This window comes from Alteromonas sp. Cnat2-8 (assembly GCF_022348355.1).
GTDB classification, from domain to species: Bacteria; Pseudomonadota; Gammaproteobacteria; order Enterobacterales; family Alteromonadaceae; genus Alteromonas; species Alteromonas macleodii.
In genome coordinates this window covers 374313-394828 of sequence record NZ_JAKREX010000003.1, presented here as the reverse complement: position 1 = coordinate 394828, position 20516 = coordinate 374313, and the positions used below count along the sequence as shown (strand labels likewise).

Here is a 20516-nt window from a genome sequence, read left to right as displayed (position 1 = left end):
TATCAGCTATTTAGGAAAGCAATTTATACTTTAGGCTAGAGGTAACAAAACGGTAACGCGCGTACCCTTTCCTTCTTCGCTAGTGATATTTATCTTTCCGTTGTGCTCTTCAACAATAGTCATGGAAATAGACATTCCCAAGCCTGTTCCCTCGCCGGGTGGTTTAGTTGTAAAAAAGGGCGTGAATATTCTATCCAGTGTTTCTTTCGACATACCAATACCCTCGTCTTCTACGATAAGCATGGCGCTTTTGTCATCTTGCTGCACTTTTAGTGTTATGGACTTCCCTTCTGGGGTTGCATAAATAGCATTGGTCACAAAGTTAACCAACACCTGCTGAATCTGTCCTGCATTACCAAGGAAATAGACATCCTTATCGGGTACTTCTACATTAAGTTTGTTTTTGTACCTGTGCAGGTTATTCGTGAGCTTGATCACCGTGTTCATGGCGTCAATGGCACTAATTTGTGTATGCTTTCCTGAACCAGGATACGAAAAACTTCGCAGCGCTTTTACAATTTCAATAATACGTTCAATGCCCTCGTGAGATTCATTGAACATCTCTGTAATTTCGCTCGCACTTTCTTGTAGTGAAAAGCGTTTTTCCAGCGCCTCGAACTGCGACTCTACCTCTCCACCAGCAGTGCGACAAAGCTTGCCTATTTCTTCTAACGCGTGTTGATAATCGCTAAAAATTTCTTTTGCAACCACCGTATTGCTTCGAACATAACCGATAGGGTTATTGATTTCGTGTGCTATACCCGCAGCAAGTTGCCCCAACATCGCCATCTTGTCTGCACTAACCAGCCTTTCTTCTAGAAAGTCTCTGTCTTTTTTAACCGAACTCAATTCTATTTGCCGACTGGTGAGCTCAGTTTTTTTGTTCTGGTAACGAGACGTAATGTTTAGATAATGTTTGGTGGTATCAAGAACGTGTAGCGTTTCTTCTTCTAAGTGATCGTCTTTGGTAAGCAACACGAGCCAAGCGAATTCGCCGTCTGCCATTTCATGCATAAAGTGAAGTAGCCTTGCTTCTTCTTTTGTATCTGGTCGCTGCACTGCATTAACGCACCAGTGGGAATAGCTCTCGCGCAGTGTCAGAGGGGTTTCGTCTTTGAGAAGTTTGGCGAGCTCGGGAGAGCTATACCATCCATTTTCGTGAGATAGCACCTGGCTATCATCCCCCACCGTTAGCGCTTCACCTTCTACAATAAATGCTTTTCCACAATGGGCACCGCTAAATTCAACCGCCGATTCCAGCGCAGAAAATATAAAACTCTTACCCGGCTGAGCATTTGAAAGCTGTGATGCGGCACGGTTAAGGTACAACAACTCCCTTTCCCGCTGTTTTGAATCTTTTAAGGCTTTTCTTAGCGCTTGATTCGCTAAGTAAGCATCTTGTGAGTAGGTTTCAAGAAAAGACTCTGCGTTTTTACGCGCTATTTTTTGACGTTTAAGCTGTCGTTCTAAAGAGTTAACGCGGGCTTCCAGCGCTAGAATGCGCTCTTGTTCGGTGGAATACGATGTTTCACTCACCAAAAAGCCCTCCGTTTAGGGCGCCGCTATGAATTCGGGCGCCACGCTTTTCAATAGGGCCAGTTGAACCGCAAGGCTCTACGGGCGCTAATTAACTAGCCTATCAAGTAGTGTTAGTACTCTCTCACTGGCTTGTTCCATTTCCATAAGCTTAGCATCTGCCTCAGCATTGTTGCCATTTTGTTTAGCTAGAACGGCAGCGATACCGCTACTATGCACTTTTGCATGCGGCGCTTCAATCTCTCTGAATGCCGTTGTTTGGCCAATCGCTTTGTTAGCATTTTCACTATACCACTGCCCAAGGCGGCAGTTCTTATGATCGCCAAAGTCCGCCACAGATTTATTGCTGTAGCCGCACAGCACTGCATAAACCTCGGCCTTCCACACTACATGATCCAATTTTACTGTTTGAATAAACGTAGCAATTGCGCCTTCGCTAATAGTGGACTTCATACTGTCACAGTGTTGCACCATAACTTCGTAGCTGCCATTTAGCTGATTAATGCCGGTCTCTAGCTGCTCGTTGTTTCCGCGCAGTTCATTGACACCTGAAACCGCTTTGGAAGTAGACTGAATTATACCGTTCACCAGCTCAGATACTTCTGTTGCTGATTTGTTGGTTTCTGTCGCCAATGCACGTACTTCATCAGCAACAACACTAAACCCGCGGCCTGCATCGCCTGCTCGCGCAGCTTCGATAGCAGCGTTTAGCGCAAGTAAGTTAGTTTGATCAGAAATACTCGTAATAGTAGTAACAAATTTATTAATGTTATCTGCTGTCGTTGATAGCCCCGATATACGTTCGCTCATGCTGCCCATTTGGACATTAAGCCCGCTCATGTCGGTAACAATTTTGCTTAATGTAGTCGCAGAATCACTAAACAACTCATTAATATTAGCAACAGACTGGTTCTCAGCATCGATACGTTGATAAGTAGCCAACACCGTTTCACGAATACCTTCTAATTGACGCATCGCATCAACAATGCACTTCATTACAACGGAATCGTTCGACGATGCATGCTGACCGTTTGCAGCCTCAATGGCATTAATGAGTTCACTATTTTCTGCCTCTAAAACGTCAATTTTGTCTAAGGCTTCTTGCACTCTTGCTTCTAGTTTACGTACTTGCGCTTCTTTTTCTTCGTATTTACTGCGAGATACAAACATGTGTGGTTACCGATATGTTTTTTATAGAGTTATTTTGTTCAGATTAACAGATATCCAGACCATTTAACTATTAGTCTGAAGTAGCGTTATGCTATGAGTATCGGCGGAATCTTGAAAAACTGATGAAATAAAACGCTCGGTTGAGACGAGCTTTATTTTTGTGGCAGTAGATGCGGCTCTAGGGGCGGGCGACGGGCGCCTTTTTTAGGACCATACCACAACGTCAGATAGTCTAGGATAGCGGGCTCCGCATCACCTAATGGCCATAGCTTTTGCGTGTCTTGCATCCATCGAATAGTTTCAAGCCATCTCTCTCTGCTCATTGCGTTCTGTGTAATTAGTGAAGGCGAATGGCATGCGCTACAGTGTGCAACAACTAGATTATAGCCCGGCGCTACAGTAAGACCTGACTGGGGGTCAACAGACACAGTCGTGGCGTCAGCGGAATGCATACTTGAGCCGCTATTTTTATCGCTACTTTCATTGATGGCCGCAACCAGTGGTGTGCTAACTACCCCCGCCATAATAGAAACAAAAACGAATAGATGGCGCATGCGAGCGCTCCATATCTCAAACACGTTACTCGGTACCATGTGTTTTACACAACCCGCACAGCAATGCGATGGCAGGCATTGTTTAAGTAGCCTTTTGGATTCCAGCCCGGCAATACCATAGGTTGTGATTTTCCATTTTCATCTACGGCTTTAGCCCATATTTCGAAGTAACCTTGTTGAGGAAAGGCTATTTTTGTAGTGAATTGCTGCCATGCATGTCTATTTACGGGTAGCGTGAGCTCTGCTATTTGCCACGTTTGTCCGAAATCAATAGATGTGTACACTTCAGCCACTTTACCCTCACCACTCCATGCATGACCGCGCACGCTTAGTTTCTTGGCCAAAGGATGATCAGTGCCCGACTGTGGAAAAGTAATGAGTGACTTAATAGGCATAGCTTCGATGATACACATATCTTCATCGGCTACTTTCGCCCCCGGAGCAACAGGTTTACAAGGGAGTCGGTACGCTTTGCCCAGCATTTTTGCTCCGTCATGCACGCGGTCTCTGACCACTATCTTCTTAAGCCACTTACCAGACGTAGACGCTGGCCAACCACCAAAAACTAGTCGGAGCGGATAGCCATTCATTAAAGGCAGAGGTTCATCATTCATTGCCCATGCAATCAACGACTCATCTTCCATCGCTTTGTTTATCGGCACCCCGCGAGAAATAGCCGCTTTGCCCGGTGTACGGCTTAAATGCTGGTCATCACCATAATAGCCAATGTAAACAGCGCTATCTTTTACGCCCACTGACGTGAGTACATCTTTAAGCCTTACACCTGTCCATTTAGGGCATCCCACAGCTCCGGTAGTCCATTGGTTCCCCGTCGCTGCTGGCGAGAACTCGGCACGTCCATTACCGCCGCATTCCAGCGTTAGTTGGTATGAATAATGTTTGAATTGGGTTTTGAGCTCTTCCAACGTGAAGGTTTTTGACTGCTCGGCCGACTCCCCTTCAATAGTAAGCGTCCACGTACTCGCGTCTGGCTTTTGCGGGGGAATACCATTATTCCTTACGAAAAGTCGAGAGGCAGGCGTAACCGCATCATCAAGTAAGTGCGCTGGCGTTTCAGCGTTAATTGGCCGGTCGTTAAGTATTGTTAGCCCGTCTTTTCCCTCGATAGAAAAAGGCGTGTTCGACTGAGCAAATGCAGCGGGAATAAGTCCTGCTGGCATGAACTGACCGTAAACGACTTCAGCACCAAGTAGCAAAGACAGAGACTTCAGACCTTTGATAAAACCACGCCGAGTCAGCGCGTTGCTAGTTCGCTGGAAAACCTGTTCGTCGGCCTTTACAGGGTTCTTAGCGTACAGTTCGTGAAGGCCATGTTTTTTCACTGCTACCACCTCGTCATTGAGTGCTTTGTGTATTAAGAGTGCATTAAGAATAATTGTGATAAATCGCGCAAAAAAATCCCACTATATTGCGAACAAATAGCCCAATATAAGCAGTGCAATCCACAGCGTTTCTGCCACAATCATCACAATTGGCAGCATACCGACTTCGGCTAACTTACCAAGGTTAGACTTCATACCGATTGCCGTAATTGAAACGACTAAGAAGAAGCGTGATATCTGGGTCCCCGTTTCAATAACTACTTCGGGTAGGGTTACAAAGCTGTTGAGTAACATAAGTACAATAAAGCCAACTAGAAACATCGGCATTTTAGGCACTTGCGCCCCGTCAGCCTGACTTTTGGCTTTGTAAAAGTGTTTAATGGCAATCATCATAATGAGTACCACTGGCATTAGCATGGCTACTCGTACCAGCTTGGTCAGTGTCGCCATGTCGCCTGCACTGTCAGACACCGAGTAACCTGCCCCCACAACTTGCGCCACATCGTGAATAGTGCCGCCTAAGAAAATGCCAGCTTCCGTATCATTCATGCCCAACTGCGCCGCCACAATTGGGTAGAGCACCATGGCGATGGTCGACATAGCGGTTACGCCAATAACCGTCAGCAACGTGTCTCTTTCGTGGTTTTCTCCCTTGGGAAGAATGGTGGAAATGGCGAGAGCCGCAGACGCACCACAAATGGCTACTGAGCCTCCCGTTAATGCACCAAAACGCTTTTGTAACCCGAGTAATTTGGCGAGACCCACTCCGACAATAATTGTTGTGAGTATGGCAGCGGCCAGCATAAGAGCGGTCTGCCACCCAAGTACCGCTAAGTCACCTAGCGCAATGCGTAGACCAAGCAGAACAACTCCAGCGCGAAGAAGAGTACTTGCCGTGAAATCGATACCACACGCACAGGGCGTATCGTTCTGATACAAAAACGATACGGCCATACCCAAAAGTAATGCGAACAACATAGCAGGGGCATTGTAATGCTCACTCAAAAAGAGCGCCGCCATACCGGTAATGGTTGCAATTCCTAGCCCGGGCCAAATATTTTTACATTTTACTGCTATATCGTTCATTTTCTTTTATCGCTCTGAGGCCACAAGCGCAACAAGCACTACGCGCTTTCGCTCGCCAGAATAAGGGCGGCGGCCATGCATTGCACGGTAATTGTCAACAATAGCCACGTCACCATCTTGCCACTCTAAGTCAAAGGTGTAAGTTTCAGACAGTTCTGCAACGCGCTCTAAACCGGCTTTAGGAATTGCACTTCCATCGCCAAAAGTAATTGCCGACGACGGGTTTTCCCTTACGCCTTTCCATCCCATATACGCAGCTATTAGCTGGTTATAGAACACTTCTGAGCCATCACTAAGTTCGATAACCGCAGGTAAGACAGGCGTAATGGCTCTTAGACTACCATCCTCCAACCATTGCCAGGTGTATCCTAACTCTTTTAATTTAGCTTCTGCCTCTTCTAATGACTCAACGCTTAGCGTGCTTTTCCAGCTTCTTCCTTGGCCAGAGTTGGCATCATTGGCTGCTGGCATAGTAGTCGTATATTTAAGGCCTTTCTCTTTAAAGTCTTTAGCAAGCGCAGGATTTTCTTCCTTCAATGCTTCAAACAATTTGTCGGAGCGACACAAAGGCGTTGCTCCCCCCTCATCCGCTGCAGTCTTACAAAAGAAAAACAGCTTGCTAGGTGAAATAGGCGTCTGCGCCATTTCATGATGTAGAAAAATTTCTACGTCTTTCGGCGCTTCATTTGCTGTGAATACGCGCTCAGTAAAGTTAATACGCACGGCATTAGACAACGACTCCTGATAGGTAAAGTTAGGATAGCCGAAGCCTGCTGAGAAAACGTCAAAGGTCTCTGCGGAATCAATTGGAAACCCTCGGAAAAGTAGTGCTCCCGACTTTGCAAGTTTTGCTTCAAGCTCTGATTGATTTGCTTTTACAAATGCAACGGTCTCTTCTACCGTTGTACAACCCTCGTTGTTCACGACTATTTCAGGGAACACACCGCCGTTATAATTGTGCTGAGTAGGTACACTTGCGTAGGCTACCGCAGAGCTGTCATTGACGTTTTTCATAGCTAACTCCTAGTCGTAAATAGGGTGGAAACGGTTAAAGGCAGCTTCGCAGAAGTGCCCTGGATCGTTAAATCTGCGATTTACGTTCAATGCAGATATTGCCTGCATTTCACTGTCGCTGAGTGAGAAGTCAAAAAGTGCGAGGTTTTCTTTCATACGCTCAACTTTTGACGTTTTTGGAATGATGGCGTTACCGCGCTGAATTCCCCAACGCAAGACAACCTGCGCGGGCGTTTTACCATGGGCTTCTGCCGCGGCTTTTACTACGCTTTGCTCAAGCACTGATTCCGTCTGATCAGCCATTTCAAGCTCTAGATAAGATAAGGCACCTAGCGGAGAGAAGGCCGTCACCTCCAGTCCATAGTCTTTTGCCAAACGAATTAGTCGCTCTTGCGTAAGGTACGGGTGAGATTCAATTTGCAGCATGGCTGGCTTAATACGCGCATAGCTCATCAGGTCGTTAAGCAAACCGGTGTTGTAATTACACACACCAATTTGTTTTGCTTTTCCGCTATCGGCAAGCGACTCCATTGCCTCCCATGTCTTATGCAAAGGTACAGGCGCGAGTTCCATTTTAGGCTCGGCAACATCAGGTTCGTAAAACCATTCTGGTGGATAACGGGTCTCGATAGGCACAAATTTCTGCGCTATCGGGAAATGGATCAGGTATAAGTCTACATAATCTAACTGTAAGTCTGACAAGGTTTTCTCTAAAGCAAGACCCACGTGCTCAGGGGCGTGAAAGGTATTCCATAGTTTAGAAGTAACCCAAAGCTCTTCTCTGGTGCACAAGCCTTCATCAATCGCTCGCTTAATGCCTTCACCCACTTCCTTTTCATTGCCGTAATCAGCGGCACAATCTAAGTGTCGATAGCCAGCCTTAATCGCTTGGTACGTGGTTTCCGCACATATGGCAGTATCGACCTTCCAAAAACCAAAACCTACCTCTGGTATCTTATTCATTGTTTCATTCACCTTAGAATTCGTTGCTTTAAGCTAGTACGGACTTTCTCTTAAACGTACTGCAAAGATAAAAAGCCGCGGTTTACTTTTGCAGTATGCTCTTGTATAACTTTAGCTTCAAACTTTAGTCTTGTATAAGACATAAGTTATTACACAGATATACCGATGTCAACAAAGTGTTAACAAACTTAATGAAAAGTTTGGAGTGCAATAAAAAGAAATGTCTAGCGGTGGCATAACAAGGTAAAGCGTTACCTTGTTATGCTAGGTGTTCGAGAGTCGGTAAGAAACAATTTGACAGGAACGGACGTTTAAAACGTTGTGGTTGAACAGTTTGGCGTTGATAGCAAAGGATTAATCAAGTTCAACTTGGTAATGGTAGTGGTCAGTTCTACATTTGCTTTCACGATATTCAATGAGTTTACCGTCAATAGACTCAGTGACGCGCGTAACCATAAGTAACGGCATTCCTTTTTCGATACCTAAGCTTTTTGCATCACTTTTTGAGGCCAAAACCGCTTTAATGCTGTCACGGGTCTTAAATACAGTTTGGTTATAGTCTGTTTGATAAAAATGATACAGAGTATGCGGAATATCTTCTCGCTTCTCGATGTCAGGAAATCGCTTAGACGGTAAATAAATAGTTTCAAGCATACAAAATTCGTTATCGAGAATTCGCCTACGCTTAAGCTTCACTACTTTGTCTTTAGCGGTAATTGATAGTGCAGTTTGGACACTTTCAATTGGCTCGACCAGCTCTTTACTTAACAGTTCAGCTTTGGGTAGGTCAGCACCTTTTCCGTCAGCTTGTAACGGAAAGAAACGAAACAGCGCATCTTGTGCCGTATGCTCAGAAACAAATGTACCGACCCCCTGACGACGGGTTACAATTTTGGTATCTGTCAGCAATGTTAGCGCTTTGCGAACGGTTCCTTGGCTAACATTGAATTCGTCAGCAAGCTTAAACTCACTAGGTAGCATCTCGCCTGGTTGCCAACGGCGCTCGACAATAAGCTGCTTAATGTATTCAGCGACTTGTTGATACAGTGGCTGAAAGGCAAGACTTGGACCGCTGAGTTTGTGATCGAATTGAGATGAAGACATGAACCCTAACCTAAACGCTTAATTTTTGTTGTTATATCATACACAAGAGTTATAGCGCACTTTTGATATAAATCACATACATTGCAGGAATTACACGTGATGCTTTTGGAAACACTGCTTCCCATGTTTGCGCTATTAGGGCTTGCGACACTGCTACAGACCTTAAGCGGGTTTGGCTTTGGCCTTATGGTGGTATCAAGCTTTACGTTATTCGGCATCTTGCCGCTTACGGCGACCACCTTTATGGTGAGTTTTCTAAGTCTTTTCAATTCCATCAGCTTAGTAGTGAAAAACACGGAGCAAATAAATAGACGTGCTTTCACTATTATACTGGTTAGCGGTATACCATTTATGGCGGTAGGCTACGCATTGTTGGAATACCTGTCCGTTGGGATGGCAACTTGGCTCAATTTACTGCTCGGCTTGGCTATTCTCAGCTGCTGTGGCCTTTTATTAATAAAAAGAAAGCGGACACAGCCATCTGGTCGCGCATACGGTTTTTCTATCGCTGGCGCTCTAGGTGGATTGCTAGGTGGTCTTTTTTCTACCTTTGGCCCACCTGTGGTATTTCAGTGTTATCGACAAACCTGGCCAATTAATGAAATCAGGATAACGCTGCTGGCCGTATTTAGTGTTACCTCACTTATACGCCTTGCCATAATACCGTTTGGTACTTTGCCTTCAACAGAAGTGTTTCTGTCTGCTGTTTTTGCCATTCCCGTCATTTTAATTTTCACGCGATTAGGACGAATTCTCGCTGCTCGCGTATCCGCTGCCGCTGTCCGACTGTTAGCCTTAACCATGCTTGCATTAAGTGGCGTAACCCTTATTGTCCAAAATATCAGTATATAAGACGGCTTGATAGTGAACGCGGATCTAAATCTTCATAATTTTCTAATTGCAGATTGACACCCAAGTTACATTTCATTAACTTATGTCTTATATAAGACATAAAGGGTAATGTAGAAATGAGTAACGCGTTTTGTGTAAATGAGCCAGAATGGAACGATATTAAAGCCGCTGACATTACTGAGCAGCCCTTTTTGTCGGATGATAAGACACTTATTGTCCCCACCCAATATGGTGAGTTGAGTCTAAGTATTAGTCAGTTTGGTTTACGCATTCAAAGTGACGTAAATGCAGCAGATGATTTTGGTATGCTTACTCAAGCGCCGGAAAGGCTATCGCTAGTACTTTCCGGTGATCAGTCTCACAGCACCCTGGAAGCAGGCGACTATCGATTAGAAGTTTTTGCCGCACCTCTTCATTTCAAGCTGTATAAAAATGACGTTTTAGTTCAGCAAAGCGCCACCGACGGCCACTTTGTACGTCAGCATCGCTTGCCGCCATTCGCTAAAACCGACAAAGGTTGGTTAGTAAGTTTAGAGCTTAGCTACGACGAAGCCGTTTATGGTCTTGGAGAGAAATGGGGCAAGCTTGATAAACGCGGCCAGCTAATTCGCTCATACAACCACGACGCTTTAGGCGTAAACGCCGAAAAGTCTTATAAAAACACACCTTACGCATGGAGTCCTGAAGGCTGGAATTTGTTTGTGCATACTCCAGCACCAGTCACCCATGGAGTCGGCTACGCACTTTGGTCACAGCGAGCTTATGTGTGCTTAGTTGAAGATAACGTACTCGACATGTTCTTGTTCCATCAAGACTCGCCAGCTAAATGCCTTCAAACCTACAGTGAGTTAACAGGCTTTGCGCCAACACCTCCAACTTGGAGCTTAGGTGTAATCCTGTCTAAAGCGTATTATAAAGACGCCGACGAGCTACTCGCCGTTGCCCGCGAAGTGCGCGAAAAGAATATGCCTTGCGATGTTATCACCCTTGATGGTCGCGCATGGCAAGACACTGATACCCGCTTTGCTTTTGAGTGGGACCCTAAACGCTACGCCGATCCTCAACCGGTTATTGATGAACTTAAAGCGTTAGGCTTTAAGATTTGCGTATGGGAATACCCCATGATTTCAGTGAAAAACCCCCTTTACAAAAAGGCGGCCGAAAAGGGTTGGCTGATAAAGGACAAACGCACTGGCGAAGCGTACCGCTATGCGTGGGATTTGAGCCCATTTGGCGAAGTACTTACGCCTTTGCCAGACTCAGGTATTTTAGACTTTACCAACCCTGAAGCTTACGAATTTTGGAAAACGTCGCACAAACCTTTATTTGACCTTGGCGTAGATATGATAAAGGCCGACTTTGGCGAACAGCTGGAAGACGACAATATGCTGTCGTATAGCGGTGATTCAGGTAATCGTCTACATAACGTTTACAGTATGCTTTACAACCGCTGTGTGTACGAGGCTGCCGACGCTTACTGCAAAACAGGCCCTTTCCTATTTAGCCGTTCAGCTTGGACAGGAAGTCAGCGCTACCCATCACAATGGGGCGGTGACCCGCAAGCCGACTGGCATGGCCTAGCCGCAAGTATTCGTGGCAGTTTGTCCTGGGGTATGTCAGGCGGGCCATTTTTCGCTACCGATATAGGCGGGTTTTACAAAGACACCCGAGATGCAGAACTTTACGTAAGATGGGCACAAGCGTCAGTGTTTAGTGCCCATATGCGATTGCACGGTATTGGTCCTCGTGAACCCTGGTCCTACGGCGATGCCGCCTCCAATGCAGTTTTTGAGGCCCTTAAGCTAAGATATAAGCTTATTCCATACCTAAAGGAAACCGCAGAAAAAGCATCACAAACAGGACTTCCGGTTCAGCGCGCCATGGCGTTAGCCTTCCCTGAACAGCCGCTTTCGCATGGTTTTGAACAACAATTTATGTGCGGTGATGACCTACTTGTTGTGCCTTGTGTGGTGCCCGGAGGAAAAATTAAATACTACTTACCAAAAGGTGAATGGATACGTTTTGGTACCGAGGAAGTCGTGCAGGGTGAGCAATACAGAGAAGAAATACTTGCGCTTAACGATGTGGCGGTGTTCATCCAAAAAGGCAGTCGCATTGTAATGGGCCCAGATGTTCAACATACCGATATGGATATGTCGAACACCACACATTGGCCAGCGTAGCGCATAGGAGCAGTTCATGGATATCACCCTTACCCTATTGTCATGCATGGCATTTATGGCACTGGTTGCCGTTATTTCTTACATGAAAACAAAAGGGGAAGTAAACACGCAAGACGGTTACTTCCTTGCAGGAAGAGGGTTGACCGGCACTTTTATTGCTGGGTCCATGATCCTTACCAATCTTTCCGCAGAGCAGCTTATTGGATTAAATGGCTCTGCCTTTGGGTATAACTTAAGCGCTATGGCGTGGGAAGTTACCGCTGGTATCTCTACCATTATTATGGCGCTTATTTTCTTGCCTCGTTACTTAGCGGGCGCTTTCTCCACCCTACCTGAGTTTCTACGCGACCGTTTCGACGATAGCGTTCGCAGAATGACGGTAGTTTTGTTTATGGTGGGGTATTCGTTAGTTACCATTCCATCGGTGCTTTACTCTGGCTCTATTGCCGTGCTTAGGCTTTTTGATGTACCCGGGCTTTTCAACGTAAGCTATGAGGTGGGACTGGTACTTACCATCGTCATAGTCGGTACGATTGGCGCTCTCTATGCCATTTTCGGTGGTTTAAAAGCGGTAGCCGTATCAGACACGATTAATGGAGTTGGCCTTTTAATTGTGGGTTTATTGGTTCCCGTTCTTGGCTTGGTGGCGTTAGGCGACGGCAGCTTTAGCCAAGGTCTATCTACTATTGCTACAACGGAAACTGAAAAGCTCAATGCTATAGGTGGTCCCGACGACCCTGTTCCTTTTGGTACTATTTTCACGGGTATGATTTTAGCCAATTTGTTTTACTGGGGTACTAACCAATACGTAATTCAGCGAACCTTAGGCGCTAAAAATCTGGTTGAAGGCCAAAAAGGGGTGTTGTTCTCTGGCTATTTTAAAGTGCTTGTGCCCTTTATGATGATGTTACCAGGCGTGATTGCTTATCACTTATATCAAGACGAAAATCTTCAAACTATCGACCTTGCCTACCCTCATTTAGTTAAAGATGTACTCCCACAGTATTTGTCGGGTTTCTTTTTAGCAGTATTGCTTGGTGCGGTGTTTAGCTCTTTTAATTCACTGCTTAACAGTGCTGCCACCCTATTTTGCTTAGACGTATACAAACCCTTCAAAAAAGACAAAGTGAGCGACGAAAAGCTTATTCGCGTTGCCAAGATCACCAGTATTGTTATTGCTGTGCTCTCTTTTATCACGGCGCCGCTGCTTATGTTTGCCCCTGAAGGATTGTGGCAAATCATTCGCATATTTACCGGCTTTTACAATATTCCCGTTATCACTATTGTGCTTGTTGGCCTATTTACAAAACGCGTTCCTGCGCTGGCGGCAAAAGTCGCGATTATCTTCCACGTAATTGCCTATGGACTGCTAAAGTTCGTATGGGAAGTCGATATTAACTTTATCCATATCTACGCCATTTTGTTCGCTATTGAATTGGCTATTATGTTGACTATAGGCAGGCTCTACCCAATGACTACTCCATGGCATTTCACTGCGAAGGCTGAAGTCAATATGACGCCATGGCGCTATGCCATTCCCTGCGCCATCGTGCTTGTTGGCCTTATCGCAACGCTTTACCTGATGTTCTCTCCTGTAGGCTTTGTGAATGGACTAAGCAACGCGTTTGTCCCTGCACTAGTCGGCTTGTGGGCAACATGTTTCGTGGCAATTGGTATAAGTCTGAAATGGTGGCGAGTAAAGTATGAGCAAGGCTTGAAGCGCCTTGCTTCTCAGCACGCCTAACTCTCCTTCATCATTTTTGTATAGAAAAAACACAAAAAAATTAACATAACGTTTGCAAACGGCTTAACAATTGTTTAACTTAATCACTCTTATATAAGACATCAGATGCAAGATATCTTTTATATAGAAGACCGTATTTATAACGCTATTGAATTTTGCTACTGAAAGAATAATACGCGTAGCGCTGTACCCTACGCAGCCAGAATAAAAAACGAAACGCCGATTACTTGCTCAAATGCTTTTGTATCCGAATAAAGGTAGCAAGGTGTAAGTGAGGGCGTGATAAGCGAAACACCCTGGAGAACAACATGAATACAAAGAGATCACTCATCAGCAAGGCGGTAACCCTTGCTATGACATCTGGATTGCTACTTCACACCAATGCATTTGCGCAAGAGGCAGATACAGAGCAAGTCGACGCCTCAAAAGATGATAAATCATTTGAACAAATTGTCGTTACATCGCAAAAGCGTGTTCAAAGCATCAGCGATGTGCCCGTTGCTGTATCAGTGTTACGCGGTGACCAGATAGAATCTGCCTTTGCTAACAATGTTGAAAATCTACAAGCGCTTGTGCCTTCTGTGAGCTTCCGAAAAGGGACAACAACTCGAAATTCAGCCTTAACCGTTCGTGGTATTGGAACAATTTCATTTAGTATCGCCGCAGAGCCGAGCGTAGCCACGGTGGTAGATGGCGTTGTATTAGGGCGTTCTGGTCAGGCGTTTGCCGATTTGTACGATGTAGATCGAATTGAGGTATTACGTGGTCCACAGGGTACTTTATTTGGCAAGAACGCCTCTGCTGGTGTGGTAAACATCACCACAAAAGATCCTTCTCAGGAGCTCACAGGCAGTCTTTCTACCGAGTTTTATCAAGATAACGAATACCGTTTAAAAGGCACAGTAAGTGGTGGCTTAACCGACGACCTTTCAGCCAGCTTAACCGTCTTCCAAGGTAAATTCGACGGCTATATCGACAACGTTTACAACAATGAAAAAGTAAACGGCTATGACCGTGAAGGTGCCCGTGCAGTTGTGGTTTACGAGCCAACCAATGATTTAAAAGTAAAGTTCATTAGCGAAATTTACAGCGCGGATGACGACTGTTGTGCTGATTTAGAAGGCGTATCTAGCGGTCGAAATCCCGACTCGAAGGCAGCGCCCAACAGTGAGACCATTGCCGACGGTATCGATTTAGAACAGCGACAAATTGATCATGACTTCGAATCTCGCACTATTGACGACCACTCGGCCTTCTCTGTACAAGTTGACAAAACCATTGGTGACTACACCTTCACGTCGATCACTGCCCAGCGCTCATGGGAAAATACAGAATTCCGCGAAGGTGATTTTACGTCTATTGCTGGCGACAGCGACCAGCCAGTATTTGGAGTGCCGTTTCAGCTGCATGACGTAGGTGAGCAAGAATGGAGTCAGTTTTCTCAAGAATTCCGTGTTGCATCAAACCTAGCAGGCCCATTTAACTTCCTAGCCGGTATGTTCTACTGGAACATGGATTCAGAGCGTAACTTCACTCGTGATGCAAGTTGCCAAAACAATAACCTTCAACTTGACCAAGCACTGACATTCTATGCGCAGAATAACCTGTCTGGAGACGCGCTGACAGACGCACTTTCTGACCTAGACGCTTACGCTAATTCGCTAGGTGTGACATGTAATGCCAACGACATTGTGTCTGCCACGGCATTCATGAGCACTGAGTTTAATAACTGGGCCGTTTACGGAGATGGCACCTACGACTTAAGCGATGACTTACGCCTTATCTTCGGTCTTCGCTATACCGATGATGAAGTGTCTTACACTCACCGTCGTATAAGTAACGACGAATATGGACGCCGTGGTGTGGGCGTTCGCCCTGCGACCGAGAACACCGATGCAGAAGGTGTGGTAGATGAAACCAATTTGTCTGGCCGCCTTGGTGTTCAATACGATCTCGACCAAAATCAAATGGTTTATGCAACCTATTCTCAAGGCTACAAAGGCCCTGGTTTCAATGTTTACTATAACTTCAACCCAGAGAATGACGGACGCCCAATTGGCGCGGAAGAGTCTGACGCTTACGAAATTGGCTACAAGTACGCAAGTCGCGATCTACTTTTAAATATCGCGCTATTTAGTACTGACATTGAAGGCTTCCAAGCAAACAACTTTGATTGTTCTGACGGCGCATGTATTACGCGCCTTACCAATGCTGGTGATGTGACGACCCAAGGCGTTGAAGTAGACTTTATGTGGAACGCAACCGACAACCTAACGCTAATCGGTGGCGCTGCGTACACCAAGGCTGAGATCGATAGATTTAATTGTCCTGAAGAGGCAGAGTGTACCGACCGTTCGGGATTGGATGTTCCATTCTCACCTGACATGAAATACTCACTGTCAGCGGAGTACTTCATGGAAACAGAGCATGGTTTTGACGTTTACTACAACGCGTCTTACATCTATACCGATGAACAGTACTCTGACTTGCCAGGCAACACGGGTGAATTCAACCCTCACTCATTGTTACCTGACTACAGCATGCTTAACGCAAGCGTTAGCTTCTCATTCAAAGACGATGCCTTCCGCGTATCTTTGATTGCGAAGAACTTGCTTGATGAAAGCTACGCGACCACATATAGCGGCGACAACTTCCGCTATCAAATACCGCGCGATGCAGATCGCTATTACGGCGTAGCATTTAAAGCAAGGTTTTAATCTCGTTATAAATTAAAAAACGTGTGTGTTGAAAGGGGCGTGTGAACGCCCCTCTTTTTTGCACAACTACAGGCTGTTAGTCCCTGAAAATCAAAACAAACGCCTTTGCCCAAATAATAGTATTAATTTATCTCTTCGTGCTGGTGTTCATGAGAGTGGGCGTGTAAATGGTCATTATCATCACGACATGGCTCACCCGGCAACTCAAACTCTATCGTGGTATGAGCAAGTTCAAAGGGGGCTAAACGCTCGTGAACTTCCTTTTTGAGTGCTCTCAGTTTGTCATTGTCTATTGCACAGTTTATTACCACGTGTGCAGTAAGCACGTGCTGCTCTCCGTCAAGCGACCAAAAATGTACATGGTGAATTTCTTCAACGTGCTCGATTTTCAAAAGCGTGTTGCTAATAGCATTCCTTGTAGCCAAGTCAGGTACGCCCTGTAGAAACAAAGACATAGTCTGCACAACATACCGAACAACATTGACCAAAATAAATAGCGTAAAACCAATAGATAAAATTGGGTCGAGTATAGGCCATTCAATAAAATGGAGCACAATGGCTACTACCAGTACCGCTACCCACCCCATCGTGTCTTCAATTAAGTGCCAGTTAAGCACCTTTTCATTCATCGAATGACCGCCGTGGAGTTTATAAGCTGCAAATCCGTTCACGACAATACCGAGGATCGCTAATCCAATCATACCCTCTGTAACGGGCATTTCGGGGTTAGATAAACGAGGGATGGCCTCAGACAACACCCAAATTGAGCCAATCACCAAGATAACGCCGTTGATCATAGCTCCCAAAAGGCTTAGCCGTTTGAAGCCATACGTATACTTTTCGGTAGATGCTTTATTCCCGAGCTTACTTAAATACCACGCCAGACCTATGGATAGAGAGTCTCCTAAATCGTGAACAGCATCTGCCATTATGGCGACACTGTTAGTAAGCCAACCCCCGATGAATTCAATAATAGTAAAGATGAAATTTAGCCAGAACGCCCATCCAATGCGTGTGGAATCTGTGCCTAGCGCTTGAGCATGCGCACCGTGGTGATGGCCGTGATGCTGACCTTTATGATGATTAGAGGCGGTAGTGCTGTGATTGTGGTGATGCATAATAACAACTCACATGAGATCGTACGTTGAGCTTAACGTGATGTGTACCCAGGTGCGAACAAAATATCGAGCACAGATCATTAACAAGTCTCTGAGATAATTTGTAAATAGTCAGTGAAACAAGCACCTTTAAATTTTAACCCACCCTGTAATACAACCTTATATTATTGTTTTATTTGAAAATAAATTAAAAACAACAAAAATAAGACCGACAGCCAAATGTTAATTTTTTGAGAACAGTATTGATCTTTATGTGTCAGTCGCTTAATGTAATGTAAGCGCTTTCAAACAGCCATTTTTATTTGACCTAAATTGTAAGCGCTTACAAAAAGCTTTTTACGTGGCATTTGCCACTACATAAAAACCCAATTTCTTTAGATCAGGGCTGAAAACAATGACGAAAAAAGCATCTCAACTTTCGCGGATAGCTGCCGCGATCTCAGTCGCAACCCTATTTGGCTGTGGAGGCGGAGCAACCACATCTACAGACATCGACGTTGTTGATCCTGCGGCACCCGTTTCTGACTGGGAGCTGGTATGGAGCGACGAATTCGATGGGAACAGTATTGACGATGACAACTGGACTCACGAAGTAAACTGCGACGGTGGCGGCAATAATGAATCTCAGTGTTATACCGACAGCGAAGACAATTCATTTGTGTCTGACGGTAGCCTAAAAATTGTTGCTCTACCCGCGGAAGAAGGAGCGCAAAAGCCTTATACGTCAGCCCGTCTAAACACGCGCTACAAAGCAGACTTTAAATACGGCCGTATTGAAATGCGTGCTAAATTACCCTCTGGTCAAGGCAGTTGGCCGGCGTTTTGGATGATGCCTACTGATGAGGTTTACGGTGGCTGGCCTCGTTCTGGCGAAATTGACATCATGGAAGCCGTAAACCTTAAGGCACTAGATGCCGACGGCAATCCTGAAAGCCATATTCACGGCACCCTTCACTATGGTCAAGAATGGCCAAATAACGATAGCTCAGGCAAAGCCTACTCGCTTCCTGATGGAGCGAATCCAGCAGACGACTTTCACACCTACGCCGTTGAATGGCAAGAAGGCGAAATTCGCTGGTACATGGACGATTACCTTTACGCTACGCAGCGTCGTTCAGAAGTTCGTTATAACGCAAACGGTGACGCAACTGGACTTTCTCACCGCGGCTGGTATGCGGAATACTTTGAGCAAGGCACAGGTGAGCTAACCACTCACTGGGACAACGCGCCATTCGATCAAGAATTCTACATTATCCTTAACTTTGCAGTAGGTGGCGACTGGCCAGCTAACGTAAACGAAACAGGTATTGATGCTGAAGCGTTTGTCGAAGGTCAGACTTACGAGGTCGATTATGTTCGAGTGTACGAATGTGCATCGAACCCAGACACCGGCAAGGGCTGTGAAACTGTTCGCCCAGGTTACAACTCACTAGACGATGCATTAGTGGAAGGCGAGGCGCCTATCCCTTCACCACCGTCAACCGGTGTTGCACAAAACCTTACTATTTTCGACGGAACACCTAATCCAAACTGGCCTGCGTGGGACTGCTGTGGTGGGTCAACACCAGCACTCGTAGAAGATGCCGAGCAAGGACAGGTTTTCGAATTTGCTATTAATGAAACACCTACGGTAATGGGCTTTATCAGTCGAGCTCAATTCATTACCGACCCAGAAGGTGAAGCGTCTCCGTTTGATGCGTCTCCAATGGAAGAAACTGGCAGTGTTAAATTCGATCTGAAAGTTACATCGCTGCCTGCAAATGCGACAACTAATTGGCTATTTAAGATTGAAAGTTCTGAAGGTTCAACTGCCGCAGAACTTCCACTGATGGACGGCTATGTAGGATCCGCAGACACCGCTGGTGCTGCGCCTGAACAGGGTGTGTGGGAGTCTTACGAATTTCCACTTAGCGCGCTTGCAGCAGCAGGCTTAGATACAAGCGCTATCGATGTCATCATGGTTTTCCCTGCGTGGGATACCGGCAATGGCGCGGTTTATCGAATGGCTAACGTAGAAATTTCGCAAGAAGGCGGAGCTAGCTACCCAGAATTAGTCATCTTCGAAGATGGGCAGAACCCTAACTGGCCTATGTGGGACTGCTGTGGCGGCTCTACCCCTACTGAAGAAATGGACAACGAAGAACACGGTCTAACTGCAGAATTTCGAATTGGCGCAGAACCGACTGTAATGGGCTTTATCACGCGCCCTGAATCTGGCGGCGGTGACACCCCATTCGATGCTACAGCACTTACCGACGGTGGCTTATTGCAGTTTGATATGCGCGTAGTTAGTGCGCCTAGTAACGCCGAAGCATCTTGGATATTCAAAATCGAGTCTAATGGCGCATCTACTGCTGTTGAATTGCCACTTTCTGATAGCGTTGAGGGTCAGGAGCCTGTGGAAGGTGAATGGCAAACCTACACATTTACCATTTCAGAATTGCAGGCACGTGGTTTGGACGTGAGTGCTATCGACGTCATTATGGTTTTCCCAGCTTGGGGCACAGGTGAAGGCGCGGTTTATCGCTTAGACAATGTGAAATTTTACCACCCTGATAGCGGCGAAGATGCGTCAGGTGCGGGCATCACGCTCTTTGCTGATACAGCAGCTGAACAATGGTCAATCTGGGATTGTTGTGGTGGCTCAACGCCAACTGAAGAAGTAGACGACGCGGAACACGGCACAGTAGCAGAATTTCGCATTGGCGCTACACCAACGGTGATGGGTTTCTTAGCTGATGAAACCGTATCATTCGATGCTTCATCACTACTTTCAAATGGCGCGATTAAGTTTGAAATGAAAGTAAGCTCAATGCCTAACGACGCCTCTGCTCCTTGGTTGTTCAAAGTAGAGTCCATTAATGTCTCTTCTGCTGTTGAACTTCCAATGTCGGCCAGCTTGGAAGGTGCTGATCCGGTTGAAGGTGAATGGCAAACATACACTTTCCCACTACAAACCCTATATGACGCAGGCTTAGATATCAGCGCTATCAACGTCATCATGATGTTCCCAGCATGGGGGCAAGGCGAAGGTGCAGTTTATCGCATCGACAATGTAGAAATAGCAGCACAGTAACAAAGCAAATGCCGCTTTAGCCTTTAAAGCGGCAGTGACCAATTGATAAGAATTAG

The 20516-nt window shown here is 45.8% G+C and carries 14 protein-coding genes; 5 read left to right on the top strand and 9 right to left on the bottom strand.

What is annotated here, in order from left to right:
* Nucleotides 1-30: 30 nt before the first annotated feature.
* The 8 genes from MHN00_RS09530 to MHN00_RS09495 form a co-directional block, all read right to left on the bottom strand.
* The gene (locus tag MHN00_RS09530) at nucleotides 31-1536 is read right to left on the bottom strand and encodes an ATP-binding protein (protein WP_061486743.1); all 1506 of its coding nucleotides are present in this window, start codon (nucleotides 1534-1536) and stop codon (nucleotides 31-33) included.
* 87 nt (nucleotides 1537-1623) lie between these two features.
* Nucleotides 1624-2706 carry a methyl-accepting chemotaxis protein gene (locus MHN00_RS09525; RefSeq protein ID WP_239301009.1) on the bottom strand — a complete coding sequence of 361 codons (1083 nt, stop codon included), beginning with the start codon at nucleotides 2704-2706 and terminating at the stop codon, nucleotides 1624-1626.
* A 152-nt stretch (nucleotides 2707-2858) separates the two neighbouring features.
* Nucleotides 2859-3260 carry a hypothetical protein gene (locus MHN00_RS09520; RefSeq protein WP_239301008.1) on the bottom strand — a complete coding sequence of 134 codons (402 nt, stop codon included), beginning with the start codon at nucleotides 3258-3260 and terminating at the stop codon, nucleotides 2859-2861.
* Between the two features lie 44 nt (nucleotides 3261-3304).
* Entirely contained in the window at nucleotides 3305-4579 is a 1275-nt protein-coding gene (locus tag MHN00_RS09515) for a sulfite oxidase (RefSeq protein ID WP_275444288.1), read from the bottom strand.
* Between the two features lie 105 nt (nucleotides 4580-4684).
* Entirely contained in the window at nucleotides 4685-5689 is a 1005-nt protein-coding gene (locus MHN00_RS09510) for a putative sulfate exporter family transporter (RefSeq protein ID WP_014951129.1), read from the bottom strand.
* A 6-nt stretch (nucleotides 5690-5695) separates the two neighbouring features.
* Nucleotides 5696-6703: a TauD/TfdA family dioxygenase gene (locus MHN00_RS09505; RefSeq protein WP_014951130.1), complete on the bottom strand. Its 1008-nt coding sequence runs from the start codon at nucleotides 6701-6703 to the stop codon at nucleotides 5696-5698.
* Between the two features lie 9 nt (nucleotides 6704-6712).
* Nucleotides 6713-7666: an aldo/keto reductase gene (locus tag MHN00_RS09500; RefSeq protein ID WP_014951131.1), complete on the bottom strand. Its 954-nt coding sequence runs from the start codon at nucleotides 7664-7666 to the stop codon at nucleotides 6713-6715.
* A gap of 354 nt (nucleotides 7667-8020) precedes the next feature.
* Nucleotides 8021-8770 (bottom strand): GntR family transcriptional regulator, encoded by a 750-nt coding sequence (locus tag MHN00_RS09495; RefSeq protein ID WP_014951132.1) that lies wholly within the window; start codon nucleotides 8768-8770, stop codon nucleotides 8021-8023.
* 99 nt (nucleotides 8771-8869) lie between these two features.
* On the opposite strand from MHN00_RS09495, the gene MHN00_RS09490 reads away from it, so the two are divergent.
* The 4 genes from MHN00_RS09490 to MHN00_RS09475 all read left to right on the top strand — a co-directional run bounded on the left by MHN00_RS09490 (nucleotide 8870) and on the right by MHN00_RS09475 (nucleotide 16266).
* The gene (locus tag MHN00_RS09490; protein WP_014951133.1) at nucleotides 8870-9622 is read left to right on the top strand and encodes a TSUP family transporter; all 753 of its coding nucleotides are present in this window, start codon (nucleotides 8870-8872) and stop codon (nucleotides 9620-9622) included.
* Between the two features lie 116 nt (nucleotides 9623-9738).
* Nucleotides 9739-11805 (top strand): alpha-xylosidase, encoded by a 2067-nt coding sequence (locus MHN00_RS09485; RefSeq protein ID WP_239301007.1) that lies wholly within the window; start codon nucleotides 9739-9741, stop codon nucleotides 11803-11805.
* Between the two features lie 16 nt (nucleotides 11806-11821).
* Nucleotides 11822-13549: a solute:sodium symporter family transporter gene (locus tag MHN00_RS09480; protein WP_014951135.1), complete on the top strand. Its 1728-nt coding sequence runs from the start codon at nucleotides 11822-11824 to the stop codon at nucleotides 13547-13549.
* 308 nt (nucleotides 13550-13857) lie between these two features.
* Complete coding sequence (locus MHN00_RS09475; protein WP_014951136.1) at nucleotides 13858-16266, top strand: TonB-dependent receptor; 2409 nt, start codon at nucleotides 13858-13860, stop codon at nucleotides 16264-16266.
* A gap of 122 nt (nucleotides 16267-16388) precedes the next feature.
* On the opposite strand, the gene MHN00_RS09470 is transcribed toward MHN00_RS09475, so the two are convergent.
* Nucleotides 16389-17384, bottom strand: a complete 996-nt coding sequence (locus tag MHN00_RS09470) for a cation diffusion facilitator family transporter (RefSeq protein WP_239301006.1) — start codon at nucleotides 17382-17384, stop codon at nucleotides 16389-16391.
* Nucleotides 17385-17778: 394 nt separating this feature from the next.
* Here MHN00_RS09470 and MHN00_RS09465 point away from each other — a divergent pair, with 394 nt between their 5' ends.
* The gene (locus MHN00_RS09465; RefSeq protein WP_239301005.1) at nucleotides 17779-20460 is read left to right on the top strand and encodes a glycoside hydrolase family 16 protein; all 2682 of its coding nucleotides are present in this window, start codon (nucleotides 17779-17781) and stop codon (nucleotides 20458-20460) included.
* Nucleotides 20461-20516 lie beyond the last annotated feature (56 nt).